Origin of the sequence: Larkinella insperata (assembly GCF_026248825.1) — a bacterium.
In the GTDB taxonomy this organism is placed as follows: Bacteria; Bacteroidota; Bacteroidia; order Cytophagales; family Spirosomataceae; genus Larkinella; species Larkinella insperata.
The window spans coordinates 196,452-221,405 of record NZ_CP110973.1 but is presented as its reverse complement, the minus strand read 5'-3'; the positions used below and the strand labels follow the sequence as shown (position 1 = coordinate 221,405).

Sequence of the window (24,954 nt, the reverse complement as noted above, 5' to 3'; positions counted from 1 at the left end):
CTAATTTACCGGTAACAGGAGTTTTACCAGTCACCACACTCTTTGCATGCTCGATTTAACGACTTCAAACCTAACCAGCCGGTATTCCTGGGAAACGCTGGATCAGGATCAGGACGCGCTACGGTTTCTGGAATCGACGGTGCTGCCTCCGTACTTGAATACATGCCGCTGGTTTGCCGGTAAAGCCCGCCAGCAGGAAAAATTTCGGATCGCGGTGATGCACAACCTGGCGCTCCGGAGCGATGTTGATACGATTGCATTTCTGGCCGTAGTGGAAGTGGGGTATACCGACGGCGAAACCGAACGTTACCTGTTGCCGCTTTCCTTCCTGGAGACGGCTCAGCCCGGCTCAGCGGAGGTGCCGCCCAAAGGCATTCTGACCACGGCCGAGTTTGATCAGAAGGGCGGGTTGCTGGTGGATGCCATTTACGACGAACGGTTCCGGCTGGCGCTGTATGCCAATCTGGCCGGGGAACAGGTTATCCCCCAGAAAGCGGGTCAGGTGCGGTTCCACCGGGGGCGGGGGTTGGCGGAGGAAGACGCGGAAGCCACCGTGGTCAGCCGGGTGTTGCCGGTCGATTCGAGCAACTCAGCCCTGGTGTTTGGCGTGCCCCATCAGCCGGAAAAATATTTTCTGAAGCTTTACCGCAAACTGTTTCAGGAAACCAACCCGGAAGTGGAACTGGTCAGCTTTCTAACCGAAAAAAGTCAGTTTTCTCACATACCGGCCTTCGCCGGAAGCATCGTCTGGGAACAGGAGAATACGCCGGACATCACGCTCGGCATGATGCAGTTGATGGTCGAAAACCAGAAAGATAGCTGGAGCCAGACGGGCGACTACCTCAACGATTTCCTCTACGCGGTTCCCAACCGGTTGTTTACCATCCGGGAGGATGTGTTTGATCGGGTTGAGTTGCTGGGCAGGCGGACCGCCCAGATGCACCTGGCCCTCTACAGCCCCGAATCGAACGATTTGGCCTTTGCGCCGGAAGCTTTCACCGACGACTACCGGGCGTTTATTATCCGGCGGCTCGAAGACTTGCTCGAACGGCGGTATACCATGGTTATTGATAATTACACCAAACTGGACCCGCTGGCGCAGCGGTTGGCGTGGGTGTTTATGGAAGCCAAGGAAATGATCGATGAGTTTATCGATGATTTTCGCAAGCGTCCGCTCGAATCGCTCCGCACCCGGATTCACGGCGATTACCACCTGGGGCAGGTGCTGGCCACGAATGACGATTTCATTATCATCGACTTTGAGGGCGAACCCGAAAGCAGCATTACCGACCGGAAAATCAAGCACTCTCCGCTGAAGGACGTAGCCGGGATGATCCGGTCGTACCACTACGCGGTTTCGGCCAAACTTTTCGGCAGTACGGAAACGGAGAACATCGATCCCAACCACCTCCAGCGGGTTTCGGAGCGCTGGTTCAACCTGATTCGGGATACGTACATGAACGCGTACCTGGAAACCATCGGCAACCCGCATCCTCTCTACAAAAACAGCAATGAGTTTAATTTTTTGCTGCTGGTTTATCTGCTGGAAAAAGCCGTGTATGAACTCGGCTACGAAATCAGCTACCGGCCAGCCTGGGTCAAAATTCCGCTGAAAGGAATCATGGATGTGATTCAGGAAATTGAAAAAATCCGGACGGCCGACCCCAACCGGGCTTCGGACGTTCCGAGGCTGCAAATGGGCTTGTTGGAGACGAAAAAAGAGTAAGTTTGTGGAAAATGCATTTGCCAAGGAGATGAGCCGGAATGTAAGCCACTTCCGGGGAGTTTGGGATTGGCGGAGCGATCTCCCGGACGTTTTTGAAGACTAACCGGTTGGGGCGGCCAACGCTGCCCACCGGTTAAAACCCTATATTTCACGCGCAAACTGATATAGCTTACTTATGGCTAAACGTACGACAAAAACACAATCCACTTCTCCGGTAGCAACACCGGAAACGCAAGTACCTGCGCCAACTTCGGCAGCGCCGGAAAACGAGTCATATAGTCGGCTTACCGATTTTGACATCTATCTTTTCCGGGCCGGAAAACACACCCGATTATACGAAAAGCTGGGCTCGCATGTGGTGGAGGTGAACGGCATTGTCGGTACGTATTTTGCCGTCTGGGCACCAGCCGCCCGGTATGTGTCGGTCATCGGGGATTTCAACGGCTGGAACAAAGGCAGCCATCCCCTGAGCGTCCGATGGGATAGCTCCGGAATCTGGGAAGGATTCATTCCGCACATTGGCCGGGGTGAGGTCTACAAATACGCCATTACGCACGAGGGCGGTCGGGAACTTGAAAAAGGCGATCCGTTTGCGCTCCGTTGGGAAACACCGCCCCACACGGCTTCCGTGGTCTGGGATACGTGGTACGAATGGAAGGATGATTACTGGATGCGAAACCGCGGGAAATTTAACGCCCTCAACAAGCCCATGTCCGTGTACGAGCTGCACCTGAACTCGTGGCGTCGGGACCCGTCGGAGCCGAAGCGGCAGTTGTCGTACGGTGAGATTGCGGATGCGCTGGTGCCTTACATCAAAGAAATGGGTTTCACCCACATCGAGTTTATGCCCGTCATGGAGCACCCGTACGATCCGTCGTGGGGGTACCAGATTACGGGTTACTTCGCACCGACCAGCCGCTTTGGTACGCCCCAGGACTTCATGCGATTAATCGAACGGCTTCACGAGGAGAACATTGGCGTGTTTCTGGATTGGGTGCCTTCGCACTTTCCCAACGATGCGCACGGTCTTTACGAATTCGACGGTTCGCACGTGTATGAACACCCCGATCCGCGGAAAGGTTACCACCCGGACTGGAAGAGTTATATTTTCAACTACGGGCGCAACGAGGTTCGGTCGTTTCTGCTCAGCAATGCCCTGTTCTGGCTCGACCGGTTTCACGCCGACGGTCTACGGGTGGATGCCGTTGCGTCCATGTTGTACCTCGATTATTCGCGGAACCACGGCGAGTGGGAGCCGAACGTCTTTGGCGGACGGGAAAATCTGGAAGCCATTTCGCTGTTTAAAGAACTCAACGAAGCGGTTTACAAAGAATACCCGGATGCGCAGACCATTGCCGAAGAATCCACGGCCTTCCCGGGTGTGACGCGCCCGACCTATACCGGCGGACTGGGCTTCGGCATGAAGTGGATGATGGGCTGGATGAACGACACGCTGCGCTATTTCCAGCGTGACCCGTATTACCGCCGTTGGCATCAGGACGAACTGACCTTCAGCACGGTTTATGCCTTTTCCGAAAACTTCATGCTGCCGTTTTCTCACGACGAAGTAGTATACGGCAAAAAGTCGCTCGTGAGTAAAATGCCGGGCGACGAGTGGCAGCGGTTTGCCAACCTGCGGCTTTTGTACACCTACATGTTTACGCACCCCGGCACCAAGCTGCTGTTTATGGGCAGCGAGTTTGGGCAAACGTCCGAGTGGAAATTTGAAGGCAGCCTGGACTGGCACCTGCTCGACTACGCTCCTCACCAGGGCGTGCAGGAATGTATGAAAGCCCTGAACAAACTCTACCGCAACGAACCGGCGCTTTACGAGCTGAACTTTGCGCAGGAAGGCTTTGATTGGATTGACACTATGGACCGCGAAAACAGCATCATCGTCTACGCCCGCAAGGGTACCCGGACGAAAGAGCAGGTGGTCATTGTTCTAAATATGACGCCCACGCCCCGTACAGACTACCGGGTTGGCGTGCCGCTTGAAGGAACCTGGGTGGAGGTGTTCAACAGCGATGATAAAGCCTTCTTCGGCAGCGGTCTGCTGAATCCAGAGCCGCTGAATTCGCAGCCGGAAAGCTGGCATGGTCGGGAGAATTCTATACAAGTGTCAATTCCGCCCCTGGGAGCGGTGGTCCTGAAATACCAGACTGCTTAAATTGGCAGACTTAGGCCCTTCGGTTGCTGATGGCGTGAAATCGTCTGTTGCAACCGAAGGGCCTCTTCAAAACAAAATACGCGTTGTTTCAATTATCCGATTAACTTTGCATTACAAAGTTAATTCACCCCATGAGAAAAACAGTAACACTGCTATTTGCCCTGATCTCTGCTGCCGCCTTCTCACAATCTCCTACTTCCAGTCGTCTCAGCAGTGGCCTCGATGTTGGAGCCGCCTTTAAAAAAAATTATCTGGCTCCGTCAATTACCTATTACGAAATGCTGAATCTGGACGCCAATCAGGTCTTTTCAATCGGTTGGACGGTCAGAACCAGCGCTTTTTACGCCAGCAATGCAGAATACATAACGGCTCCCGCCAAACTGACGCGTGAGAAAACCGGTTTTCAGGCCTTGGGCGCTTCGTTGGTGCCGGCCAACATTGACACCATGCAATTTGACCGTGTATCCGTTACCTCAGTCAATTTTGGGTTGCGCGCTCAGATTAAGCTAGGGCCCGTTGAAATCGGAGCCGGTACGGATTTATTGGGCTTGGCCTTTGGCAAAAACCGGGAAGGAAATTACCGATCATCCAAGGGTACTTTTCAACGCACCAACACCAACAACGAAGTTGACACCGTTAGCTTTGCCAAATTTCCCCTGCAATACGCGCAGCCCCAAAGAGTCAATGCCCGTTTGTTGGGGGATAACAACCTGGGAGCCTTGTCGAGCGAGGTGTATATTCGGCTTCAGGCAACGCGACGGGTGGGTATAAAAGCTGGTTACCAGTGGATTACTACTGAAATGCGGGCTAGTAACGTGAATCTTGAAGACAAAAATCGGCGTTTCCGCAACCGGGCGTCGATGACATACGTGGCGTTAACATTTCCCTTCTTCAAATAAAAGATGGGTTGGGGAGCCGACGGTATCGATCCGGATCTCCAACCCGTAGTATCCCTTCATTCTCCCGTTAAGCCTCCACCGGTTTCAGGCTGAAATAAACATCGTAAACGGCCTTCGCGGCTTCGTTCGTCCGGAGCTGAAACCGGTCAAGGTACTGGTGCAAACCGGTTTTGAAAAGCTCCGAGGTTTCCGTGAATTCAATTTCCGACCGCAGTTTGCTCAGGACTTTCTCCGCTTCGTTTTTGTAGCCGTTGGTAATGATGTTGCCCGAAATCTCGTACAACGACAGCTCAGCCTGCCGGATGCAGTGCGCGACGGACCGCGGAAAGAGTTTATCAAGAATCAAAAACTCAACGATCGTTGAGGAGCTAATCATTCGGTATTGTTGCCGGTACATGTTGTAGGCGCTGACGGATTTCAGCACGGCCGTCCAAATCATCAGATCGAGCGTTGAACCCACCGAATCCAGATCGGGCAGGAGCGTAAAATACTTGACGTCCAGGAAGCGGGATGTTTTGTCGGCGCGTTCCAGAAAACGACCCACCCGCCCGAAATGCCAGGCTTCGTTCCGGGTAACGGTGCAGTCAATAACGCCGTAAAACTGCTGGCACCCGTTTTTGACATTAATTAAAAAATCCTGCAACCGGTTGAGATTCGATTGGCCTTTGGTGGTTGTATCCCGTACGCGCAGGTACAGCTCGTTGATGTGCTCCCACATTTCTTTCGAAATACTCTCCCGAATCGTGCGGGCGTTCTCGCGGGCGTTGTTGAGGCAACTGACAATCGAATTCGGATTCCGTTTGTCAAACGTCATGAAATCAATAACGTTTTCGCGGGTGGGTTCCTGGTAGTAGTTGTAAAACAGGTAGTTATCAGCCGTAGCAATTAGCAGCGGTTCCCATTGCTCATCTACGTTGGGTGGCAAATCCAGAGCCAGATTAAAATTGACACTCATGAAACGGGAATAATTATCAGCCCGTTCGATATAGCGGTTCATCCAATAAATAGAATCTGCAACACGGCTTAACATAAATCGAAATTATATATGGATTATAATCCTGTAAATATATGGTTTTATCTGAAAAAAGCCCGGTTGTCGAAATTATGGCAAATCGTCTCAAGATGTCAGTTATGTCTCTATTTTTGCACCTTATCCCATAAACGTTTACCATGAAAAAATTCCTGTTAACCTGTAGCCTTATTGTAACCGCATTAAGTTTTGCAGTAGCCAATTCAGACCCCAAGCCGGAAGCAGCCGCTGAGCCAAACCGTTTCTATGAAATGCGAATTTACTACCCAACACCCGGTAATTACGAAGCCATTGTGGACCGGTTTCGGAAGTACACCTGCCGCATTTTCGAAAAACACGGTATGACCAACGTGGGATATTGGTTACCGACGGACTCTTCTCAGGAAAAAATTATTTACATCCTTTCGTACCCCAGCCGCGAAGCCCGCGATGCGTCCTGGAAAGCGTTTGGCAGCGATCCCGAATGGAAAGAAGTCGTCGCCAAAACCGAAGCGAATGGCAGAATCGTTGCGAAAGTCGATCAGATTTTCATGACGGAAGCAGAAATTTCGCCTAAAATCAAGACCACTAAAAAGCCGGGACGGGTTTTTGAACTGCGGACGTACTCTCCGGCTCCCGGCAAACTGAACGATCTGATCGCCCGTTTCAAAAACCACACGATCGACCTGTTCAAGAAGCATGGGATGACCAACATCGGGTATTGGCTGACGACGCAGCCGGACGAAACCGGACAATCAAAGCTGGTCTACATCCTGGCGCACCCGAGTGAAGCCGAAGGAAAGAAACATTTCGATGAGTTTCGTGCTGATCCAAAATGGGTGAAAGCCAAAGCTGATTCGGAGAAAAACGGTCCGTTGACCTCTAAAGTAGAGTCGGTATACATGAAACCGACGGATTACTCGCCGATTCAATAAAGCAAAAAAGAAAAGCGAACGGGTGATAGTTGCGCCGATCCAATCCCTTCGGCGGAGCTATCACCCGTTCGCTTTTTCCGTCTTTCACCCAGTACTATAATTCGTCGTCGTGCTCAAAGCCGTCGGCGCGTTGTCGGCGGACGGGCTGGTGCGGACGCAAACCATTGACGGGACGTTGATTGGTATACGCTTTGTCGGACGGCATCCGGTCCTGATCGGAGGAAGAGCGGGCTTTGGTCGCCAGGTTGGAAACCGAGAAATAACCGTTACGAAACTGATTGTACTCTTCTTCGCTCATGGCCTGACGGGCCGCCATCCCTTTTTCGTAGCCGTCGTTGTAGGAGGCAATCCGGCTGTCGGTGCGGGCCAGCTTACGATCTTCCAGAAGCTGGTCAATCTCGTTGGTAAGTTGTTGCTTGCGTTGCCGCAATTCGTCGAGCGCGGGCAGTACATCCAGCTCGTGCTCCATGATATTTTTCTGCGTCAGGTGTTTAGCCACTTCCTGCTGGGCTGCCTGATGATTTTTCTCCAGCTTCTTGCGCCGACGTCGCAGGCGCCACAACCGCGGGTCGGCCTGGAGCCAGCGGAACCAGAACTTCTGCAAAACCGGCAGACCAATCCCGAGACAAACCGCCCCGGCCAGGGCAAACAGCACCCCACTCAGCACAAACGACAATAAAGCCCACGGGCTGTTGACCAGTTGCAGATTTAGTTCGTCGGACTGTTGCAGTTGTTGTTCGATGCGCTGCAAAACCTTCTGATCGGCCACCGGATTCGGATTGGCCGGGTCGAGGGGCGTCGCGTTTAACTGGATATTTTTGATGCTTTTGTTGATCGCTTCTTTTAGCTTGTCGGTGCGGTAAGCGTCGTACCGAAACCAACCCAGAATTACCAGGGTAATGACGGACAGGATCGCCAGACCCATCTTAAACCAGCCGTAGCGTTTGGTGGCTTCGGGCGATGAGTTAGAGAGGTATGGTTCTTCCACCAGCCGGTCGTACGCCGGTTTCAGCAGGATGGATACCATCGCCAGACCGACCGCAAACATCCAGGCTTCGGTGTTGTTGCGAATATTGAGGGCGTAGGCAACGATTTCGTGGGAGATGATCAGATCACCGGCTACAAACGAAATACCAGCCGCGACGAAGATCAAACCGGCAAACAGCGAATATTCCGAAGCCGTGTTTTGCCGACGTTCTTTCAGTTTTTCGCGTTCATCCTCAACGGATTTGATTTCCGTTTCCAGTTGCTCCGCGCTTTTGCCCGCCAGCGTCGTCTGCATGATGTGATCCTGCAACCGGTCGTAAGCCGAACGGCGCTGGGCGGTGGTATCGGCTAGTTGTTTATCAATAAGCCGGATTTCTTCGCGCTTGTGTTCGACGCGTTCACGAATCCATTCATCATTGACCTGGCTCGACAGATAGCCTTCATAATTCTGGCGATCGGTGCCTTCGATTCCACTGGTATACCCATGCTGAAAATCCTGGCTATTCCCTGGCTGTTGTTCATTCATATGCGTTCAGTTTCAAGCAGTTCGCTAACCCGCCCGAATGGCTTGTTATCTCTTCAACGATTTCAATTACTTCGTACATTCTGAACCATATAGCGATCAGGGCTTTTGCTATCGTCGTTTGCCAATTACTTTGTACTAAACCGCTTTAACCGGCATAATATTGTTTAACAAACGGTATTTGTGAATGGTTCGAACGGACCGGGCTAGCGAATGGTCGAAGCATCGGCACTTCGAACCCCAATGACCCGAAAGATGAGCAACGAAACCGCCAGCAGGGCGGCAAACAGTAAACTCAGCCCAATATTGTAATAAATTATCGCAATCAGGCAAACCACGGATAAAATGAGGGCAATGGCCGGAACGTAAGGGTAGAGCGGAGCCAAGAAGGGGCGTTCCACCAGGGGTTCCTTCTTGCGAAGCTGAAACAGACTCACCATGCTGCTGATGTACATGATAACCGCTCCCAGGGCCGAAAGGATGATAATTTCGCCCGTGGTGCCGGAAAATAGGGCCAGAAAGCCAACGATGCCGCCTGCAATCAGCGCCCAGTGTGGGGTTTGGAAGCGACGGTTTACCTGAGCCAGAAAACCCGGCAGATAACCGCTGCGGGCGAGGGCAAAAATCTGGCGGGAGTAACCGATCGTGTTGCAGTGAAAGGAAGCAATAAGACCAAACAGGCCCAGGCTGGCAAAAATTTTCGACCACGGGCTGGTCCGGCCCAGCACCATCGCCAGCGTTTCGGGCAGGGGGTAATCAATTTCGCTCAGCAGTCGCCAGTCACCGGCTCCGGCGGTCAGGAGCATCGTGCCTAGAGCCAGTACCACCAGGGTCCCGATGCTGAGCAGGTAGCCACGGGGGATGGTTTTCTTCGGGTTTTTTACTTCTTCGGCCACCATCGCAACGCCTTCGATGGCCAGGTAAAACCAGATTGCAAACGGCAGGGCCGCAAACACCCCACCCGCGCCAAATGATTCGTTGTGAGCCACTACGTTTTTCGTTTCAAAAGCGGGGGCCACCAGCAGCATATACACCACCAGTTCCACCACCGCCAGCGCCGTAACGATCATCGAAAAGTTCGCGGATTCCTTGATTCCCAGAATGTTGATGGTGATAAAAACAACGTAGGTCGATACCGCAACACCCAGCACAGGCAGCGCTGGATTTAAGAAGTTGGCGTAGGCCCCCAACGCGGCCGCAATGGCGGGTGGGGCCATCAGGAAGTCGACGAGGGTCGCAAACCCGGCAATGAAAGCCGCCGTCGGGCCGAAAGCCCGCTTGGCGTAGGTAAACGGGCCGCCCGCGTCAGGGATGGAGGTGGTGAGTTCAGTGTAACTAAAAATAAACGCCAGATACATCACCGTAACCAGCAGCGTGGCCACCAGAAAACCAATGGTTCCGGCAACGGCCCACCCGTAATTCCAGCCGAAGTATTCGCCCGAAATTACCATACCGACGGCAATGGACCACAATTGGGCCGTCGTGATTACTTTTCGCAAAACGGGTTGGCCCGCCGATCCGTCCGCCCGAACCGGTGCAGAGCCCGTAGAAGACTCAACCATTTTGTAAATGAAAAAAGAAGTAGGAAAAGTACTAACGCCCAACCCGATGCAGCCAGAATTCGGATTTGTATTCTAAATAAAAGTCATTCTGGGCATTAATCCAAAAATACCTGCTTCAGCACCGCCCACAATTTGCGCTTCAGTTTCTGGTCGGCTTCGATGGCGGAGAGCGGATCGGCCAGCAGAAAGGTGATGCCAAAAATCCGGATGGGCTGGTAACGGTCCATCTGGATGTTCAGGTGAATGGTCTTGAACGGAACCCCGAAGGAGATAAAATGATGGAGCGTCTTGTTTTCCAGAACTGCGTGAAAATCCACCAGACCCGATCCGGCCAGGTTCAGCATGTCCACTTCATCCAGGTTCAGATTAATGGCTTTCAGGATATTTTCCAGAAAGATCAGTTCCCCCGGCGTTAGTTCCTCGTCAATCAGAAGCAGCACTTTGGGTTTCTCCACTGTCGGCCTGGTAGTGGGGATTTCAGGGATGGGAAGCGGGGCGGGGGCCTCTACGGGTTCGGTTACCAGGACCGGCACGGGGGCGGGCTCCGGCTCGGGCAGTACAATCGGCGGCTGCGCCGGGGGCTCGTTCGATTCTACGACACGTTCCGCAACGGCTTGCTCCACTATAGGCTCTTTGGCCACCGGTTTGGGCGAAACGACTGGGGCAACCGGCTGAGACGGTTTGCGGACAATCGGTTCCGGGTCCGCCGTCTGATACAGCGTGTCTTGCCCAAAAAGGTAGTGGTAAGCGCTTTTCTTCATGTTTTGTACTACAATTTATACCACTGCACCGCCGGAAGTGGTTTCCGGCGTCCGTCAAATGGTTTTTGCTCGGGGCCGTAATAGTTTACCAGGTAATCCAGAATAACCGGCTCGGATTCGCCCAAATCCCAGAGTTTCTGGGTCCGTTGCATCCAGCGAATTTTTTCCTTCCAGCCGTCGCGGGTGAACCGGTTTTGCAGAATCAGTTTGCTGGAATGACAGGCCGTACACTGGGCCGTCACCAGCGTCAGCCGCTCGTCAACCACCAGGCCGGTATTGGGGTCGTGTTTGAGCGAATCAGCCGCCGTTTGCGTTCCGTCCAACACCGTGGGAGTCGAAGGCCCGGTCAGCGCCGACAAACTCAGCCAGCCCGCCAGCAAGACCGTCAAGCCCAAAATTGCTCTCTGAGTTTTCATGTTTCGTTAGCTTTTCAGCCCGCCGATCAGCAGCAGCGCCCAGCCCGCCAGCATCAGCAAGCCACCAATGGGCGCAACGGCCCCAAACTTGGTGATTCCGGTAAAACAGATCGCGTAGAGCGACCCACTAAAGATAATAACGCCGAACAGGTACGCGTAGCCTGCCCAGCCGTAAAATTTTGCCGACTCCGCCGACGTGGCCGGTACCTGCAGCAGAATTCCGATGGCGACCAGAGCCAGGGCGTGATAAAACTGGTATTTGACGGCGGTTTCGAACGTGTCGGCCCGGTTGGAAAGTTCGAGCGTAGCCCGCAGCGCATGCGCCCCGAAAGCGCCCAGCGCAACGCCCAGAAAACCCAGTATGGCGCCGGACTGAATGAAAAATTTATGCATCGTTGAACGGTTTTGTCAGTTTCGTGCCCCAAATATCGCACTTCCAACCCGTACCATTGTACTGCCTTCTTCAATTGCGATCAAATAATCACCGCTCATGCCCATCGACAGTTCGGTAAAGGCAACATTCGGGCGTTGAACACTGCTCAGCCGGTTATAGAGCTGCCGGAGTGACTGAAACTCCCGGCGGATTTGAGCTTCGTCATCGGTGTTGGTCGCCAGGCCCATTAGTCCCACAATGCGGATGTTGGAGAGTGGCGCCAGTTCGGGGCCGTTCAGCAGGGCTTCGGCTTCCGCTTCGTCAAAGCCAAATTTGGTTTCTTCCTGCGCGATATGAATTTGCAGCAGGCAGTCGATAACGCGCTGGTGACGGGCCGCCTGTTTGTTGATCTCCTGAAGCAATTTCAGGCTATCGACCGAGTGAATCAGGCTGACAAACGGGGCGATGTATTTAACCTTGTTGGTTTGCAGATGACCAATCTGGTGCCATTCAACATCGGCGGGCAACAGCGGTTGTTTCTCAACCATCTCCTGCACTTTGTTTTCACCGAAGCGCCGGCAACCCGCATCGTAAGCCTGCTGAAGCAGCGCGACGGGTTTCGTTTTGGTAACGGCGATGAGCTTGGTATGGTCCGGCAGTTGGTCTTCGATCTGCTGAATAGTGGCGGCAATTGTCATTGGGGTGTTACTTAGTTTGACCGTAAAGATAGTGGATGCAACCAATACTATCCGGATGGAAATTTACCTTGCTGACCGGCTGGAAATTATGAAGAATAATGTGCGGTTTCATTGAAAAACGCCCCGGAAACCCGTACTTTACGGCTCCTAATACCAATCCCATTAAGTAATATCATCCATGGAATCGTATAACCAGGACAGACGTAACAATCGTAAAAACTACTTACTAGTGGCCCTGGGAATCCTGGCCGCTCTGAATTTATTATTGCTTTATTTTTATTACCAGGAACGACAAATCAACAAAAATCAGCAAACTACTTTAAGCGATAAAACCCAGGAAATGCTGGTAACCAAAACCCGGCTGGATTCCATATCGGTTCAACTGGATGCTAAAATTTCGGAAATCCAGTCATTAGGCGGCCGGGTGGATTCCCTGCTGAAAGTAAAGGAACAACTCGAAATCGATAAACGAAACCTGCGGAACGTGGCGGCTTTCGACGCCAGAAGATATGAGGCCAAAATCAAAAGTTACCTGGCGCTGCTGGGCGAGAAAGATAAGGAAATTGAGCAGCTAAAAGAAGAAAACAGCATCCTGACTTCCCAGAATCAGACCTTAACGCAGGAGAACGCAAACCTGAAAAACGAACGGCAGGCGCTGACCGATACGGTTTCGCGGTATTCGGAGCAAAACCGGGAGCTGACGGAGAAAGTGACTATTGGGTCGGCCCTGAAAGCCGAAAATCTGGTGGTGAACGCCATCAACCGGCGCGGTAAGGAAAGCGATGGGGGCGAATACCGGGCGAAGCGGATTGATAAAGTGAAAATTGCGTTCCGCCTGTCGACCAACCCGTTGGCCCAGCAGAATGAAAAAGAAATTTACCTGCGAATTCTGGACCCGAGCGGATCGGTGATTGCGGACATGGCTACCGGCTCCGGGCAGTTTATCTACAGCGGCCAGGAAATGGTCTACACGGCGAAGCAAACCATCAGCTACGACAATTCAGGCCAGCAGGTCACCTTTGTGTACGGGCGCGGCAACATTCCTTTCAAGGAAGGAACGCACCAGATTGAGCTGTATTCGGAAGGTTTCAGAATCGGTCAGGGCGATTTTACGGTCAAATAAGCCGTGAAACCGGAAGAAGCGAAGGAGAAAACGAAAAGGGAGACAGGCTTCTAAAAAAAACATTTCATCCCTTTCTCTTTTCCTCCTTTATTGTTACCTTTGCGTCCTCATTTTGAAACCATTATCCATTTAACACAATTATCATGCAGTTCACAAAGAACTATGAGACGGTGTTCATTTTAACTCCCGTTTTATCTGAAGCTCAGATAAAGGACACCGTCGACAAGTTCCGCAAAGTTTTAACCGACAACGGTGCGGAAATTGTAAATGAAGAAAGTATGGGTCTGCGCAAACTGGCGTATCCGATCCAACACAAAAACACGGGTTACTACTTCCTGTTTGAATTTTCGTCTGAGACGAAAGTTCCTGGTGCGCTGGACGTTGAATTCCGTCGGGATGAGCGTGTGATTCGCTACCTGACTACCGTTCTTGACAAGCACGCTCTTGCTTACAACGAGCGTCGTCGGAAAGGTCAACTGGGGAAAAACAAACAACAAACTGAAAAAGCAGGAGAGGAGGCCAAATAATCATGAGTCTGCAGAACGAACCCGTTAGCAAAAACGAAAACCGCAAGAAATACTGCCGTTTCAAAAAGTCCGGTATCAAATACATCGACTACAAAGATCCCAACTTCCTATTGAAGTTGTTGAACGAACAGGGTAAAATCCTGCCCCGGCGGATCACCGGTACGAGCCTGAAATTCCAGCGCAAAGTGGGTCAGGCCGTTAAGCGGGCCCGTCACCTGGCTTTGTTACCTTACGTAGGCGATTCATTGAAATAAGTTTGTGGTATACGGTTTTCGGCTAAACCCGTCAATCGTATACTAAAAACTGACAACTCATTTACAATCATGCAAATCATACTGAAAACCGACATTGCCGGACTGGGTTTTAAGAACGATACGGTTGACGTAAAACCTGGCTACGGCCGTAACTACCTGATTCCGCAAGGTTTTGCTGTGATGGCAACGGAATCAAATAAAAAAGTGGTTGCTGAAAACATTCGGCAAGCCGCTCACAAAGCTGAAAAATTGAAGAACGATGCCCTGGCCCTGGCCGAAGCATTGGGTCAACTAGCGCTGACCGTTCCGGCAAAAGCGGGCGAGAGCGGAAAAATTTTCGGTCGCGTTACCAACACGCAGGTAGCGGACGCCCTGAAAGAAAAAGGCTACGATATCGACCGGAAAAAAATCACGATCGACGAAGCCAAAGTGCTGGGTAGCTACAACGCCGTTATCAACCTGCACAAGGATGTAAAACAGACGGTTAAATTCGAAGTAGTGGCTGAGTAAGCTGCTGATCTTCAGTGTCTTGTTTTATGAAATAAATTGAAGCGGTCCGGACTTTTTCGGGCCGCTTTTTTGTTGTTACAGTATGGACTTTCGTACTGAACTAACACCGGAAAAACTCCCGGTTCTGATCCGGCCGCAGAGCCAGATCGTGACTATTGGATCCTGTTTTGCTGAGGTGCTGGGTCGCCAGCTGGCCGATAACAAGGTGAACGTGCTGAGCAATCCGTTCGGGACGCTGTTCAACCCGGTATCGATCGATAAACTCCTGCGGGCGGCTCTGCTGGATGCTGAACCGGATCCGGATTTGTACGTGGAGCGCGACGGCCTGTGGTTTCACTACGATTTTCATTCGTCGCTTTGGGGCCACTCCCGGGAGGAACTGCACCGCCGTCTGACGGAGTGCTTGGCCCAGACCGGTCTAGCCTTGAAAACCGCTGACTGGCTGGTCCTGACGCTGGGCACGTCGGTTGTTTACCGGCACCTGGAAACCGGCAAGGTTGTGGCCAATTGCCATAAGATGCCGGGTTTCCTGTTTGAAAAATACCTGTATGCCTACGAGCACGTCCAGGGAACGCTGAAGGGTCTGGTGAAAACCTTGAAGCAGGCTAATCCCGACCTGCAATTTCTGCTGACGGTCAGCCCGGTTCGCCACACGAAAGATTCGTTGCCGGTCAATCAGGCCAGCAAATCAATTCTGCGGGCGGTTAGCCATGAGTTGACGGTTTGGAACGAGCAGGTGCATTATTTCCCGGCGTACGAGATCATGATGGACGATCTGCGGGACTACCGGTTTTACGAAGCCGATCTGATCCATCCCAATACCGTCGCCGAAACCTATATTTTTGAAAAATTTGCCGGATGCGCGTTTGATGACGAACTTCGCGGATTCATTACCGGCCGGCAAAACCTCCGGAAAGCACTGGCGCATCGACCCTTCCACGAAGGAACGGAGTCGCACCGGCGGTTTTTGGAAAGCTTGTTGAAACAATTGGAAGTGTTCGCCCGAAAAGCGGATGTCAGCCAGGAGATAAAAGAGGTAGAGCGTCGCCTGCGGGCGTTTCAAACGATTGACCCTGGAGCGAACCAGGCTGCCTGATTCGCTGTTCACCCTACAGTAACTGCACAGTATGTCAACCTACAGACTCACAAAAGAAGCCGTATTAAGCGCCCTTGGGCACGTCGAAGAACCCGATTTGAAGCGTGATCTGGTTACGCTTAATATGGTAAAAGACATTGAATTAGGCGTAGATCAGGTTCGGTTTACGGTGGTTTTGACCACACCGGCCTGTCCGTTGAAAGAACTGATTCGCAAACGGTGCGTCGATGCTATCCATACGTATATTGGCCCCGATATCGAAGTAATTGTTAATCTGACGGCCGACGTAAGCTCGACGCGTTTTAATGCGCCGGTTTTGCCGGGTGTTAAAAACATCATTGCCGTTGCTTCCGGAAAAGGTGGGGTTGGTAAATCAACCGTAACGGCCAACCTGGCGGTGGCGCTGCACAAATCCGGCGCAAAAGTGGGCATCATCGACGCCGATATTTTCGGCCCCTCGATTCCCGTTATGTTTGGCGCGGAGGAACTGCAACCCGCCGTTGGACAGGTTGAAGGCAAAAACATGCTGCAACCCATCCGGCAGTTTGGCGTTAAGCTGATGTCGATTGGTTTCCTGACGCCCCGCGATAATGCCATTGTCTGGCGGGGGCCGATGGCAAGCCAGGCGCTGCGGCAGTTCTTTGCGGATACTTACTGGGGCGAACTCGATTACCTGCTGATTGACCTGCCGCCGGGAACGAGCGACATTCACCTGACGCTGGTGCAAACCGTGCCCGTGACAGGAGCCGTTATTGTAACCACTCCGCAGAAGGTAGCCTTGGCCGACGCTACGAAAGGGCTGGCGATGTTCCGGCAACCGCAAATCAACGTGCCGGTGCTGGGTGTCATTGAAAATATGGCGTATTTTACCCCCGCCGAATTGCCGGATTCAAAATACCATATTTTTGGCAAAGGGGGAGGGCAGCTACTGGCCGATAAGTACGATGTGCCCCTGCTGGGTCAGATTCCGCTGGTGCAAAGCATTCGGGAAGCGGGCGACGAAGGGAAACCCGTTGTAACCGAAAACGACCCCATCACATCAGGCGCGTTTCGGTCGGCGGCTGAAGCCCTGGCGCAGCAGATTTCGGTTCGCAATGCCACTCTGGAGAAGACCCGTCCGGTCGAAATTGTCCGGCAATAAACCTTTTTATTGGATTAAAGAAGGAAAAAGCGTATTTTTACCATCAGTCATATACTACGTCGAGAATGGGAACAGCAACCGATAACGAATTATTACTAAACCGAGTTGAGTCGGCACTGAACGGTATTCGCCCGTATCTGGAAGCGGATGGCGGCAATGTAAAAGTGCTGGAAGTGACGAACGACAAAGTGGTTCGTCTGGAGCTGGTCGGCGCCTGCGGAACCTGTCCGATGTCGGCGATGACGTTTAAGGCGGGTCTGGAAGAGGCTATTTTGAAAGCCGTTCCGGAGGTTTCGCGGGTAGAAGCAACAAATTTGACCCCGGCGTTTTAAGATATAAATCGTCTATACAATTCGCGTTTGAAGAGTTTAGCCGCTAGTCCCTCGGATTAGCGGCTTTTTTGTTATTTTGCGCCCACACCCACGGACCGCGCAGCCGACCCGCGCGGGCTTTTAGCTGGGTCTTCAATTCATTCAATAAGCTTACCAGAACCTCACAGACTAGAATCTGTGGGTACACAAAATGAAAATAGGAATCTTCTTCGGTGGCCCGTCGCGCGAACGGGAAGTCTCATTTGCCGGTGGTCGCACGGCCCTCACTCACATTGATAAAACGTTATTCCAGCCCGTCATGGTGTTTGTCGACGGATTGGGCAACTTCATCCTGATTCGGGAAGAACTTCTTGCTAAAAGCTCCATCCGGTCCTTTTACCCGCGGCAGACGGACAGCCGTTTCAGCGTGTACATTGAGTCGCTGGCCGGGCTATCGGCCGAAGAACGGGAAACGGAAATTAGCACAATTGGGCAGCGAATACAACCGCAGGAATTCAGGCAGCATTTTGATTTCGTCTTTCTGGCGATGCACGGGCCGGACTGCGAAGACGGCAGCATCCAGGGTCTGCTGGAATGGTACAAAATACCGTACAGCGGGCCGGGACTGATGGGATCAGCCGTGGGCATTAATAAAATCCTGCAAAACGAACTCATTGCGCTCGTTAATAAACAGGATAAAAAGACATCCACAATTAGCCGTCCGGCCTGGAATCAGGCCGACAAGGCGGGCGTTTTCGAGTCGCTGCAAAGTAGGCTGGGACTGCCTATAGTGGTGAAAGCACCCCATCAGGGGTCGTCAATCGGGGTCGTGATTGTGCGGGAAAACGATCTGAACCAGTTTATACGGGCCGTGGATCAATGTTTTTTCCGGCAGAAAATAGAGCTGACTAGCTGGCAGCAGCTGGCTGAAAACGAAAAAATAGCTTTTGTCCAGGCGACAACGGAATTGGATTCGGGCATTGGTTACCCCGTGGTCATTGAGGAAACCGGCGAGGTGATTCATCACCCCAAAACCCTGCTGGAAAAAGCAAACTCGTGGGCGGAATCTGGTTATCAATCGCTGGTGATTGCGTCGGTTAATTCCGAAGACGATGTGCTGTTTGAGGAATTTATCAGCGGTCAGGAATTTTCGTGTGGGGTCATTCAGGACGACGACGGAACGGCGGTTGCCCTGCCGCCAACCGAAATTTACAACGTCACGAGTTTCGATTTCAAATCGAAATACCAGTCTGGCAGCACCACCCGGAAGCGGATTCCGGTCGGTACCAGTCTGGAACACAACCGGGAAATTCAGATCAACGTGGCGGAGGTGTTTACGAAGCTGGGCATGAACGTCTGCGCCCGCATCGACGGCTTTCTGACGCCGGACGAAGCCGACAAACCGGGGCGGGTGTTGCTCCACGATCCCAACACGATTCCTGGCATGTCGCCCACTTCGCTTATTTTCAAACAAATGGCGGAAATCGGTTTGAATGTAACGCAGGCCATTACCTATTTCATCCGTCAGTCGCTGCGCGAACGCATCCGGACCGGCAAAGACATCATTGGGCTGCGTCAGCAATTGGCGGATCTGGATATTCGGATGGCGGATCGGAAAAATAGCCACCTGCCGACAGAGGAGTTTGTGGTTGATACGACCAACGAAGATGCGGAAGCCGCCTGGCAGGAGGCCAAGACCTGGTACGGACAACACGCTGCACAGGGGCAGGCCAAGCCCGTTGTCGTCCTAAAAACCGCGCAGGAACGGCACGAATTACCGCTTAATTTGTTGTTTAAGGACACCGTTGCCGACGTACTGGAAGCGCTTGCCCAGCCGGTGCATCCGTTGGTCACCGAAACCCGCGAGCGCGCCAAAGCAATTACGGAACGGTATTCCTAAAAATAACTGCATCATGGATCTACAAATAAGCGGAAAGACCGCCCTGGTAACTGGCTCAACCGCCGGGATTGGCCTGGCCATTGCCAAAACACTGGCTCAGGAAGGTGCCGAAGTGATCATCAATGGCCGTAATCAAGAACGGGTCGAAGCGCAGGTACAGCAATTATCGGCCGAACTGCCCGGAGCTAAATTTCGGGGGGTGGCGGCTGATTTCAGCAAGGTGGAGGAAGTCAACGCCTTGCTGGCAGCGTTGCCCGAGGTTGATATTCTGGTCAACAACGTCGGCATTTTTGAACCGAAAGAGTTTACCGATATACCGGATGAGGACTGGTTCAAGTTTTTCGAAGTAAACGTGATGAGCGGGGTGCGGCTTTCCCGCCATTATTTCCCGAAAATGCTGGACAAAAGCTGGGGGCGCATCATTTTTGTGTCCAGTGAATCGGCGTTGCAGATTCCCACGGAAATGATTCATTACGGCACCACGAAAACCGCGCAACTATCCATTTCGCGTGGCCTGGCCGAACTAACGACCGGCACCGAAGTCACCGTCAATACCGTCCTGCCGGGGCCGACGTTTTCGGAAGGAGTTGGTGATTTTATCGGCAGCATGGCAGCCCGGAATAACGTGTCCGTGGAAGAAATGGAGAAAGATTTCTTCAAAAATGCCCGCCCGACTTCCATCATCAAACGGTTTGCCACCACCCAGGAAATAGCTAACCTGGTTGCCTACCTGGTCAGTCCGCTCGCGTCGGCTACCAACGGGGCCGCCATCCGGGTGGATGGGGGCGTAACCAAGACCATTGCTTAAAGCAAATAAAAGATACAGAAAAGCCGTCTGGGGAATGTTCCAGACGGCTTTTTTATGGCTTTATTCTCTCTTTAGGCTTTTTCTTCCCAAACCTGGCAGAGATTAACGATCACTTCCACGGCTTTTTCCATGTCCTGCACCGAGACCCATTCCAGCCGGGAATGGAACGCGTGCTCACCCGCAAAAATGTTCGGGCAGGGCAGACCCATAAACGACAGCCGCGAACCGTCTGTGCCGCCCCGGATGCTTCGGCGTTCGGGCTTGAGTTCGCTGCGACGGATGGCTTCAAGAGCGTTTTCGACCACGGCTGGGTGCTGGTCGAGCACTTCCTTCATGTTGCGGTATTGCTCCTTCACGTCGAACGTTGCGCTGGAATTGGGGTACGAAGCCAGCACGGTATTGAGCTGATTCTGTAAGTACTGCTCTTTTTCGTGCAAACCGGCGACACTGAAATCGCGGATGATGAAATCAAGGGTTGCCTGATCCTGGTTGCCTTCCAGGTGACCGGGATGAATAAAGCCTTCGTACCCTTCGGTCGTTTCGGGCGAGAGTGCATCTTTGGGAAGCGAAGCCAGCAGATCAGCGGCAATTTTCAACGCATTTTCCAGCTTGCCTTTGGCAAAACCCGGATGCGTGCTGACGCCCTGAATGGTAATGCGTACCGCGTCGGCCGAAAACGTTTCATCTTCCAGCGTACCCCGCATTTCGCCGTCGATCGTATAGCCAAAATCGGCCCCTAACTTCTCCAGATCAACTTTTTCGGTTCCCCGTCCAACTTCTTCGTCAGGGGTAAAAAGCAGGCGGATTGTTCCGTGCTTGATTACCGATTCCCGCATGATCAGCTCGGCGGCCGCCATGATTTCGGCCACACCGGCTTTGTTGTCGGCACCGAGCAACGTGGTTCCGCTGGCGGTGATGATGTCGTTGCCGATCTGATCGTTCAAATCCGGGTGGTCGGCGCGACGGATGATTTGCGTGGGATCGTCGGGCAGCACCATATCCGAACCGTCCCAGCCGTGGTGGATAAGCGGTTTGACGCCCTCGCCGGTTACATCAGGCGACGTGTCCATGTGGGCGCAGAGACACAGAACCGGCACGGCTGGTTTGTCGGTATTGGCCGGAATGGTGGCGTAGACGTAACCGCATTCATCCAGTTCGGCATCCGAAATACCGATTTCGTGCAGCTCTTCGACCAGCAAACGGCCCAAGTCTTTTTGTTTTTCGGTTGACGGATTAGCCGTAGAACGGGGATCGGATTGCGTATCAATCTGAACGTAGCGCAGAAATCGCTCAGTAACGGACGTTTGCATAGGGCGTAAAGGGGTAACACTTCAAACCGTATAATTACCATTTAAACGGTTAATAATTGCACTTCACCGAAATAACCGTCAAAAAACTAATCGTGTTTGACATTTTTGGGCTGTAAACAACAATGAATGTATGAAAACGTTTTCCTATCCACGATTTTTTTACACGGTTCTTCTGTTGATCTTCCTGTCTTCTGCATCGGTGTGGGCGCAGGATGGCGGACGCAACAAGGCAGTTTACGCCGAAGCGCTCGGCAGCGGTATAACACTGAGTTTAAATTATGACTTCCGCTTCAAACCGACGCAGGATGGATTGGGAATGCGCATCGGAGTTGGGGGCGGCAGTTTTTCCGATACTAATTCCGATGCTAAAGCCGGAATCGTTACGATGCCGGTTCTGGTCGATTACCTGGTTGGACAACGCCGTGTTGCGTTCGAAGCCGGTGCAGGTCTTACGCTGGTGTACATCAACGTATCCGGAACGGATGCGGTTTCCGGTGAATTGCTCAGCGGCAAGGGCTTTGGTTTTATGGGGACGTTTAACACTGGCCTGCGGTTACAACCCGTTCGGAACGGCGTGGTTTTTCGTCTGAACTGGTCACCTGCTATCAGCAACGCCGGTTTTCAGGCCAATTGGCTGGGGCTTTCGCTGGGGTACGCGTTTAAATAACAAAGAGCCGGAATCCAGCAGGATACCGGCTCTTTGACTTTATTGAAAACCGTTGCTTACGCTTCCACCGCCGTCTTGAACTCGGACGTGAAGTGGAACTTAATATCGGGGTTATTCTGAATGTTCATTCGCAGAATCCAGTCGGATTCGGCCAGGAACACCGGATTGCCGTCTTTGTCGTACGCAATGGCCAGTCCTTTCAGACGAATGAATTCATCGAGTTTTTTCTTGTCGTCCGAAGTGAGCCAGCAGGCCTTGGAAACCGGCATGGAAACCCAGCGGCATTTGGCACCGTATTCGTGTTCGAGACGGTACTGGATTACGTCAAATTGCAGTTCACCCACCGTACCGACAATTTTGCGGTTTCCGCTGATTAACGTAAACAACTGCGCTACTCCTTCGTCGGTCAATTGCTGAATCCCTTTTTCCAGTTGCTTGGATTTCATGGGGTCGGCATTGATAAGTTCTTTGAAAATTTCGGGTGAAAAACTCGGAATACCGGTGTATTGCAGGTCTTCGCCCTCCGTCAGCGTGTCGCCGATTTTAAACGAGCCGGTATCGTACAAACCAACCACATCGCCGGGAAAGCCTTCCTCAACAATGCTTTTGCTGTCGGCCATGAAGCTGAACGGACTCGAAAACCGGATGTCTTTGTCCAGCCGGGTGTGGTGGTAAAATTTCCCCCGTTCAAAAGTGCCCGAGCAGATGCGCAGAAACGCAATCCGGTCGCGGTGGCGCGGGTCGAGGTTGGCGTGAATCTTGAAAACAAACCCGGTGAACTTCGCTTCTTCCGGCAGCACAACCCGTTTGTCGGTCGCGCGGGCAATGGGTTCGGGCGAAATGTCGCAGAAAGTATCGAGCAATTCTTTAACCCCGAAGTTGTTCACCGCCGATCCGAAAAATACCGGGGCTACTTTGCCTTCCAGGTACGTTTGCCGGTCGAAGGGGTCGTAGACGCCCTCAATCAGTTCAGCATCTTCGCGCAGCTGTTCCGCATCGCGCGCGCCCACTTTCTGCTCCAGCACGGGCGTGTTGATGTCAATTTCGAGAATGTCGTCTTCCACCTTCGTTTTGTTGACGCGGAAGAAGTTCATTGTTTTATCGTACAGGCTGTAAACGCCTTTGAAATCCGAACCCATGTTGACCGGCCAGGTCAGCGGGCGGACTTTGATATTCAGCTTGGCTTCGAGTTCGTCCAGCAGATCGAACGGATTCTGGCCCTCGCGGTCGAGTTTGTTGATAAAAATAATTACCGGCGTGTCGCGCATCCGGCAAACTTCCATCAACCGTTCGGTTTGTTCCTCCACGCCCTTCACGCAGTCGATGACCAAAATAACACTGTCAACGGCCGTCAGCGTCCGGTAGGTGTCTTCCGCAAAGTCTTTGTGACCGGGTGTGTCCAGAATGTTAATCTTAAGGTCACGGTATTCAAACGTCATTACCGACGTGGCCACCGAAATACCGCGTTGTTTTTCAATTTCCATGAAGTCCGACGTGGCCGACTTCTTGATTTTGTTGGATTTGACGGCTCCGGCGGTTTGGATTGCTCCCCCGAAGAGCAGCAGTTTTTCCGTCAACGTCGTTTTCCCGGCATCCGGGTGACTGATGATTGCAAAGGTCCGGCGACGGCTGATTTCCTGTGTCGTACTCATTATATACTAAACGGGCCCGTGTCTTGGGGCTCTTTTTGTCTGGTTGTTAGTGCAGAATACAAAGATACGAAATTTTTAGGGGAGGCTAAGGAACATTCCGGCAACTCGGTGAGTTGACACATGGTCTTTTCATCAGAATTAGTAGTTTTGAAAAAAAACGGCTTCTCTTGACCTATACCATATGAAGAAAGTACTCTACCTCGTCCGTCACGCAAAGGCTGAAGATCGGACCAGTTTTCAGCGTGATCACGACCGCGACCTGGTTTCGGAAGGTATTATGGCCGCGGCCCGGGTGGGGCGTCATTTAGCCGCGATGGGCGTAAAGCCCGACTGCCTCATCAGCAGCACGGCCAATCGGGCCAAAGACACGGGGAAAGTGATGGCGGAACAACTGCACATCGATCCGGAATCGATGGTGCTGGAAGCCAGGCTGTTTGATGGCGGGCCGAAAGCTTACATGGCCGCCATCAATGAAGTCAACCGCGAATGCCAGTCGGTTATGCTTTTTGGTCATAATCCAGACATCTCTTATTTCGCCGAATTTCTGACGCATGCCGATGTGGGTTCAATGAGCAAAGGAGCCGTTGCCATTATCGAGTTTGACGGGCTGGAGTGGGCCGAAGTATCGGGCCGGACGGGTCAACTGGTTGATCTGATTTCGCCGAAAAAATTAAAAGAATCATGAATCGGAACCGGCGTATCCTGTTTGTAGTAGCTCTGCTGTTTACCATTATTATCGCCCTGCTGGCCATCGACATGGGCCGACGAACCACGGCACCCTGGAATAAAAAGCGGCAGCTTGAACGGGCCTTGCCGGTCGAACCGGATGGCACAGACATTGATACCACGGTGATCGATACGTCGGACACGTTATTTGTTGAAGACAGTACCGGCCGCTAAGCAAGACATTTTCATTTAAACAAAGCCGTATGGGCCAACTTACGTCGTTTATCAAACGCAAGATTTTCCGCATCAACCGCGAACGCTGGAATTACCAATATGACAAAGGTCTGTGGGAGGGGTTGAAAGGACTTAACGAACTGGCCCGGTTTAGCGTCATTGTCGGCTATATCAAATACCTTAAGCCCGGGCAACCCGAAATGTTGGAAATTGGGTGCGGGGAAGGACTCCTGCAGCAGCGGCTTCAGATCCAGAATTACGGACGGTTTGTAGGGATCGATATTTCGGACAGTGCGATTCAGACGGCACAGGCTCAGGGTGACGAAAAATGTACCTACGAGGTAGACGATATGGACAAATACCAGCCCGAGGGCACATTTGACCTGATTATTTTCAACGAGTCAATTTACTACAGCCGTCATCCGCTCGAAACCCTTCAGCGGTACGCCACGCATTTGAAAGCCAATGGCTTACTGGTCGTCACGATTAACGACCATAAACATAGCGACGAGCTTTGGCAAACCATCAGGGACGGTTTTGATTTGCTGGACGAAGCCACTACCGTTACTTCCAAATCCACCTGCGTTTGTAAAATTCTTCTCCCCAAAGGGGCCAAAGCCGAAAGCTGATCCAATAAAATTCGCATCTGACTTGCTTTTCTACTTGGTTTTAAACCTGTTTGGTATAATATTTGTG

26 protein-coding genes are annotated in these 24,954 nt (G+C 52.2%); 17 read left to right on the top strand and 9 right to left on the bottom strand.

Annotated features, from left to right (window positions below):
• Positions 1 to 46: 46 nt before the first annotated feature.
• The 3 genes from OQ371_RS00790 (at position 47) to OQ371_RS00780 (ending at position 4,795) form a co-directional block, all read left to right on the top strand.
• The gene (locus tag OQ371_RS00790; protein ID WP_265991712.1) at positions 47 to 1,726 is read left to right on the top strand and encodes a putative maltokinase; all 1,680 of its coding nucleotides are present in this window, start codon (positions 47 to 49) and stop codon (positions 1,724 to 1,726) included.
• Positions 1,727 to 1,901: 175 nt separating this feature from the next.
• Positions 1,902 to 3,896 carry a 1,4-alpha-glucan branching protein GlgB gene (glgB, locus tag OQ371_RS00785; RefSeq protein ID WP_265991710.1) on the top strand — a complete coding sequence of 665 codons (1,995 nt, stop codon included), beginning with the start codon at positions 1,902 to 1,904 and terminating at the stop codon, positions 3,894 to 3,896.
• 131 nt (positions 3,897 to 4,027) lie between these two features.
• Positions 4,028 to 4,795 (top strand): hypothetical protein, encoded by a 768-nt coding sequence (locus OQ371_RS00780; protein WP_265991709.1) that lies wholly within the window; start codon positions 4,028 to 4,030, stop codon positions 4,793 to 4,795.
• 67 nt (positions 4,796 to 4,862) lie between these two features.
• Here OQ371_RS00780 and OQ371_RS00775 read toward each other — a convergent pair whose 3' ends face one another.
• On the bottom strand, positions 4,863 to 5,825 hold the full coding sequence (locus tag OQ371_RS00775; RefSeq protein ID WP_265991707.1) for an alpha-E domain-containing protein: 963 nt from the start codon (positions 5,823 to 5,825) through the stop codon (positions 4,863 to 4,865).
• 251 nt (positions 5,826 to 6,076) lie between these two features.
• On the opposite strand from OQ371_RS00775, the gene OQ371_RS00770 reads away from it, so the two are divergent.
• On the top strand, positions 6,077 to 6,739 hold the full coding sequence (locus OQ371_RS00770) for an NIPSNAP family protein (RefSeq protein WP_374761431.1): 663 nt from the start codon (positions 6,077 to 6,079) through the stop codon (positions 6,737 to 6,739).
• Between the two features lie 94 nt (positions 6,740 to 6,833).
• Here OQ371_RS00770 and OQ371_RS00765 read toward each other — a convergent pair whose 3' ends face one another.
• The 6 genes from OQ371_RS00765 to OQ371_RS00740 form a co-directional block, all read right to left on the bottom strand.
• The gene (locus OQ371_RS00765) at positions 6,834 to 8,252 is read right to left on the bottom strand and encodes a hypothetical protein (protein WP_265991705.1); all 1,419 of its coding nucleotides are present in this window, start codon (positions 8,250 to 8,252) and stop codon (positions 6,834 to 6,836) included.
• 203 nt (positions 8,253 to 8,455) lie between these two features.
• Complete coding sequence (eat, locus tag OQ371_RS00760; RefSeq protein ID WP_265991703.1) at positions 8,456 to 9,811, bottom strand: ethanolamine permease; 1,356 nt, start codon at positions 9,809 to 9,811, stop codon at positions 8,456 to 8,458.
• A 95-nt stretch (positions 9,812 to 9,906) separates the two neighbouring features.
• The gene (locus OQ371_RS00755) at positions 9,907 to 10,572 is read right to left on the bottom strand and encodes a hypothetical protein (protein WP_265991702.1); all 666 of its coding nucleotides are present in this window, start codon (positions 10,570 to 10,572) and stop codon (positions 9,907 to 9,909) included.
• An 8-nt stretch (positions 10,573 to 10,580) separates the two neighbouring features.
• A complete protein-coding gene (locus OQ371_RS00750; protein WP_265991701.1) occupies positions 10,581 to 10,988 on the bottom strand; it encodes a hypothetical protein in 408 nt (135 codons plus the stop codon).
• A gap of 6 nt (positions 10,989 to 10,994) precedes the next feature.
• Positions 10,995 to 11,381, bottom strand: a complete 387-nt coding sequence (locus OQ371_RS00745) for a DUF423 domain-containing protein (RefSeq protein ID WP_265991699.1) — start codon at positions 11,379 to 11,381, stop codon at positions 10,995 to 10,997.
• Positions 11,382 to 11,396: 15 nt separating this feature from the next.
• Entirely contained in the window at positions 11,397 to 12,059 is a 663-nt protein-coding gene (locus tag OQ371_RS00740; RefSeq protein ID WP_265991698.1) for a YggS family pyridoxal phosphate-dependent enzyme, read from the bottom strand.
• A 178-nt stretch (positions 12,060 to 12,237) separates the two neighbouring features.
• On the opposite strand from OQ371_RS00740, the gene OQ371_RS00735 reads away from it, so the two are divergent.
• The 9 genes from OQ371_RS00735 to OQ371_RS00695 all read left to right on the top strand — a co-directional run bounded on the left by OQ371_RS00735 (position 12,238) and on the right by OQ371_RS00695 (position 19,729).
• The gene (locus tag OQ371_RS00735) at positions 12,238 to 13,182 is read left to right on the top strand and encodes a DUF8428 domain-containing protein (RefSeq protein ID WP_265991696.1); all 945 of its coding nucleotides are present in this window, start codon (positions 12,238 to 12,240) and stop codon (positions 13,180 to 13,182) included.
• A 143-nt stretch (positions 13,183 to 13,325) separates the two neighbouring features.
• The gene (gene rpsF, locus OQ371_RS00730) at positions 13,326 to 13,709 is read left to right on the top strand and encodes a 30S ribosomal protein S6 (protein ID WP_265991694.1); all 384 of its coding nucleotides are present in this window, start codon (positions 13,326 to 13,328) and stop codon (positions 13,707 to 13,709) included.
• A 2-nt stretch (positions 13,710 to 13,711) separates the two neighbouring features.
• Complete coding sequence (gene rpsR / locus OQ371_RS00725; protein WP_111629733.1) at positions 13,712 to 13,963, top strand: 30S ribosomal protein S18; 252 nt, start codon at positions 13,712 to 13,714, stop codon at positions 13,961 to 13,963.
• 69 nt (positions 13,964 to 14,032) lie between these two features.
• Positions 14,033 to 14,473 carry a 50S ribosomal protein L9 gene (gene rplI / locus OQ371_RS00720; protein ID WP_265991690.1) on the top strand — a complete coding sequence of 147 codons (441 nt, stop codon included), beginning with the start codon at positions 14,033 to 14,035 and terminating at the stop codon, positions 14,471 to 14,473.
• 82 nt (positions 14,474 to 14,555) lie between these two features.
• Positions 14,556 to 15,569 carry a GSCFA domain-containing protein gene (locus OQ371_RS00715; RefSeq protein ID WP_265991689.1) on the top strand — a complete coding sequence of 338 codons (1,014 nt, stop codon included), beginning with the start codon at positions 14,556 to 14,558 and terminating at the stop codon, positions 15,567 to 15,569.
• A 31-nt stretch (positions 15,570 to 15,600) separates the two neighbouring features.
• Positions 15,601 to 16,710, top strand: coding sequence for an Mrp/NBP35 family ATP-binding protein (locus OQ371_RS00710; protein ID WP_265991688.1), 1,110 nt, complete (start codon positions 15,601 to 15,603; stop codon positions 16,708 to 16,710).
• Positions 16,711 to 16,775: 65 nt separating this feature from the next.
• Positions 16,776 to 17,042, top strand: a complete 267-nt coding sequence (locus OQ371_RS00705) for a NifU family protein (RefSeq protein WP_265991686.1) — start codon at positions 16,776 to 16,778, stop codon at positions 17,040 to 17,042.
• A gap of 190 nt (positions 17,043 to 17,232) precedes the next feature.
• A complete protein-coding gene (locus OQ371_RS00700) occupies positions 17,233 to 18,921 on the top strand; it encodes a D-alanine--D-alanine ligase family protein (protein ID WP_265991685.1) in 1,689 nt (562 codons plus the stop codon).
• Between the two features lie 13 nt (positions 18,922 to 18,934).
• Positions 18,935 to 19,729: an SDR family NAD(P)-dependent oxidoreductase gene (locus OQ371_RS00695; protein ID WP_265991684.1), complete on the top strand. Its 795-nt coding sequence runs from the start codon at positions 18,935 to 18,937 to the stop codon at positions 19,727 to 19,729.
• A 71-nt stretch (positions 19,730 to 19,800) separates the two neighbouring features.
• Here OQ371_RS00695 and pepT read toward each other — a convergent pair whose 3' ends face one another.
• Complete coding sequence (gene pepT / locus OQ371_RS00690; protein ID WP_265991682.1) at positions 19,801 to 21,039, bottom strand: peptidase T; 1,239 nt, start codon at positions 21,037 to 21,039, stop codon at positions 19,801 to 19,803.
• A 130-nt stretch (positions 21,040 to 21,169) separates the two neighbouring features.
• On the opposite strand from pepT, the gene OQ371_RS00685 reads away from it, so the two are divergent.
• Positions 21,170 to 21,706 (top strand): hypothetical protein, encoded by a 537-nt coding sequence (locus OQ371_RS00685; protein ID WP_265991681.1) that lies wholly within the window; start codon positions 21,170 to 21,172, stop codon positions 21,704 to 21,706.
• 56 nt (positions 21,707 to 21,762) lie between these two features.
• Here the strand turns inward: OQ371_RS00685 and OQ371_RS00680 are convergent, their stop codons facing one another.
• Entirely contained in the window at positions 21,763 to 23,358 is a 1,596-nt protein-coding gene (locus tag OQ371_RS00680; RefSeq protein ID WP_265991680.1) for a peptide chain release factor 3, read from the bottom strand.
• Positions 23,359 to 23,539: 181 nt separating this feature from the next.
• Between OQ371_RS00680 and OQ371_RS00675 the strand changes: the two genes are divergently transcribed.
• The 3 genes from OQ371_RS00675 to OQ371_RS00665 are packed head-to-tail and all read left to right on the top strand — an operon-like array spanning position 23,540 to position 24,887.
• Positions 23,540 to 24,043, top strand: coding sequence for a SixA phosphatase family protein (locus OQ371_RS00675; RefSeq protein ID WP_265991679.1), 504 nt, complete (start codon positions 23,540 to 23,542; stop codon positions 24,041 to 24,043).
• Positions 24,040 to 24,258, top strand: a complete 219-nt coding sequence (locus OQ371_RS00670; RefSeq protein ID WP_265991678.1) for a hypothetical protein — start codon at positions 24,040 to 24,042, stop codon at positions 24,256 to 24,258. Before OQ371_RS00675 ends, OQ371_RS00670 begins: the two co-directional genes overlap by 4 nt.
• Before the next feature lie 29 nt (positions 24,259 to 24,287).
• Positions 24,288 to 24,887, top strand: coding sequence for a class I SAM-dependent methyltransferase (locus OQ371_RS00665; protein ID WP_265991677.1), 600 nt, complete (start codon positions 24,288 to 24,290; stop codon positions 24,885 to 24,887).
• Positions 24,888 to 24,954 lie beyond the last annotated feature (67 nt).

Bases quoted from the DNA above. Each gene is read 5' to 3' on its own strand.
- OQ371_RS00790 (WP_265991712.1), top strand. From the start codon at position 47: ATGCTCGATTTAACGACTTCAAACCTAACCAGCCGGTATTCCTGGGAA.
- glgB (WP_265991710.1), top strand. From the start codon at position 1,902: ATGGCTAAACGTACGACAAAAACACAATCCACTTCTCCGGTAGCAACA.
- OQ371_RS00780 (WP_265991709.1), top strand. From the start codon at position 4,028: ATGAGAAAAACAGTAACACTGCTATTTGCCCTGATCTCTGCTGCCGCC.
- OQ371_RS00775 (WP_265991707.1), bottom strand. From the start codon at position 5,825: ATGTTAAGCCGTGTTGCAGATTCTATTTATTGGATGAACCGCTATATC.
- OQ371_RS00770 (WP_374761431.1), top strand. From the start codon at position 6,077: ATGCGAATTTACTACCCAACACCCGGTAATTACGAAGCCATTGTGGAC.
- OQ371_RS00765 (WP_265991705.1), bottom strand. From the start codon at position 8,252: ATGAATGAACAACAGCCAGGGAATAGCCAGGATTTTCAGCATGGGTAT.
- eat (WP_265991703.1), bottom strand. From the start codon at position 9,811: ATGGTTGAGTCTTCTACGGGCTCTGCACCGGTTCGGGCGGACGGATCG.
- OQ371_RS00755 (WP_265991702.1), bottom strand. From the start codon at position 10,572: ATGAAGAAAAGCGCTTACCACTACCTTTTTGGGCAAGACACGCTGTAT.
- OQ371_RS00750 (WP_265991701.1), bottom strand. From the start codon at position 10,988: ATGAAAACTCAGAGAGCAATTTTGGGCTTGACGGTCTTGCTGGCGGGC.
- OQ371_RS00745 (WP_265991699.1), bottom strand. From the start codon at position 11,381: ATGCATAAATTTTTCATTCAGTCCGGCGCCATACTGGGTTTTCTGGGC.
- OQ371_RS00740 (WP_265991698.1), bottom strand. From the start codon at position 12,059: ATGACAATTGCCGCCACTATTCAGCAGATCGAAGACCAACTGCCGGAC.
- OQ371_RS00735 (WP_265991696.1), top strand. From the start codon at position 12,238: ATGGAATCGTATAACCAGGACAGACGTAACAATCGTAAAAACTACTTA.
- rpsF (WP_265991694.1), top strand. From the start codon at position 13,326: ATGCAGTTCACAAAGAACTATGAGACGGTGTTCATTTTAACTCCCGTT.
- rpsR (WP_111629733.1), top strand. From the start codon at position 13,712: ATGAGTCTGCAGAACGAACCCGTTAGCAAAAACGAAAACCGCAAGAAA.
- rplI (WP_265991690.1), top strand. From the start codon at position 14,033: ATGCAAATCATACTGAAAACCGACATTGCCGGACTGGGTTTTAAGAAC.
- OQ371_RS00715 (WP_265991689.1), top strand. From the start codon at position 14,556: ATGGACTTTCGTACTGAACTAACACCGGAAAAACTCCCGGTTCTGATC.
- OQ371_RS00710 (WP_265991688.1), top strand. From the start codon at position 15,601: ATGTCAACCTACAGACTCACAAAAGAAGCCGTATTAAGCGCCCTTGGG.
- OQ371_RS00705 (WP_265991686.1), top strand. From the start codon at position 16,776: ATGGGAACAGCAACCGATAACGAATTATTACTAAACCGAGTTGAGTCG.
- OQ371_RS00700 (WP_265991685.1), top strand. From the start codon at position 17,233: ATGAAAATAGGAATCTTCTTCGGTGGCCCGTCGCGCGAACGGGAAGTC.
- OQ371_RS00695 (WP_265991684.1), top strand. From the start codon at position 18,935: ATGGATCTACAAATAAGCGGAAAGACCGCCCTGGTAACTGGCTCAACC.
- pepT (WP_265991682.1), bottom strand. From the start codon at position 21,039: ATGCAAACGTCCGTTACTGAGCGATTTCTGCGCTACGTTCAGATTGAT.
- OQ371_RS00685 (WP_265991681.1), top strand. From the start codon at position 21,170: ATGAAAACGTTTTCCTATCCACGATTTTTTTACACGGTTCTTCTGTTG.
- OQ371_RS00680 (WP_265991680.1), bottom strand. From the start codon at position 23,358: ATGAGTACGACACAGGAAATCAGCCGTCGCCGGACCTTTGCAATCATC.
- OQ371_RS00675 (WP_265991679.1), top strand. From the start codon at position 23,540: ATGAAGAAAGTACTCTACCTCGTCCGTCACGCAAAGGCTGAAGATCGG.
- OQ371_RS00670 (WP_265991678.1), top strand. From the start codon at position 24,040: ATGAATCGGAACCGGCGTATCCTGTTTGTAGTAGCTCTGCTGTTTACC.
- OQ371_RS00665 (WP_265991677.1), top strand. From the start codon at position 24,288: ATGGGCCAACTTACGTCGTTTATCAAACGCAAGATTTTCCGCATCAAC.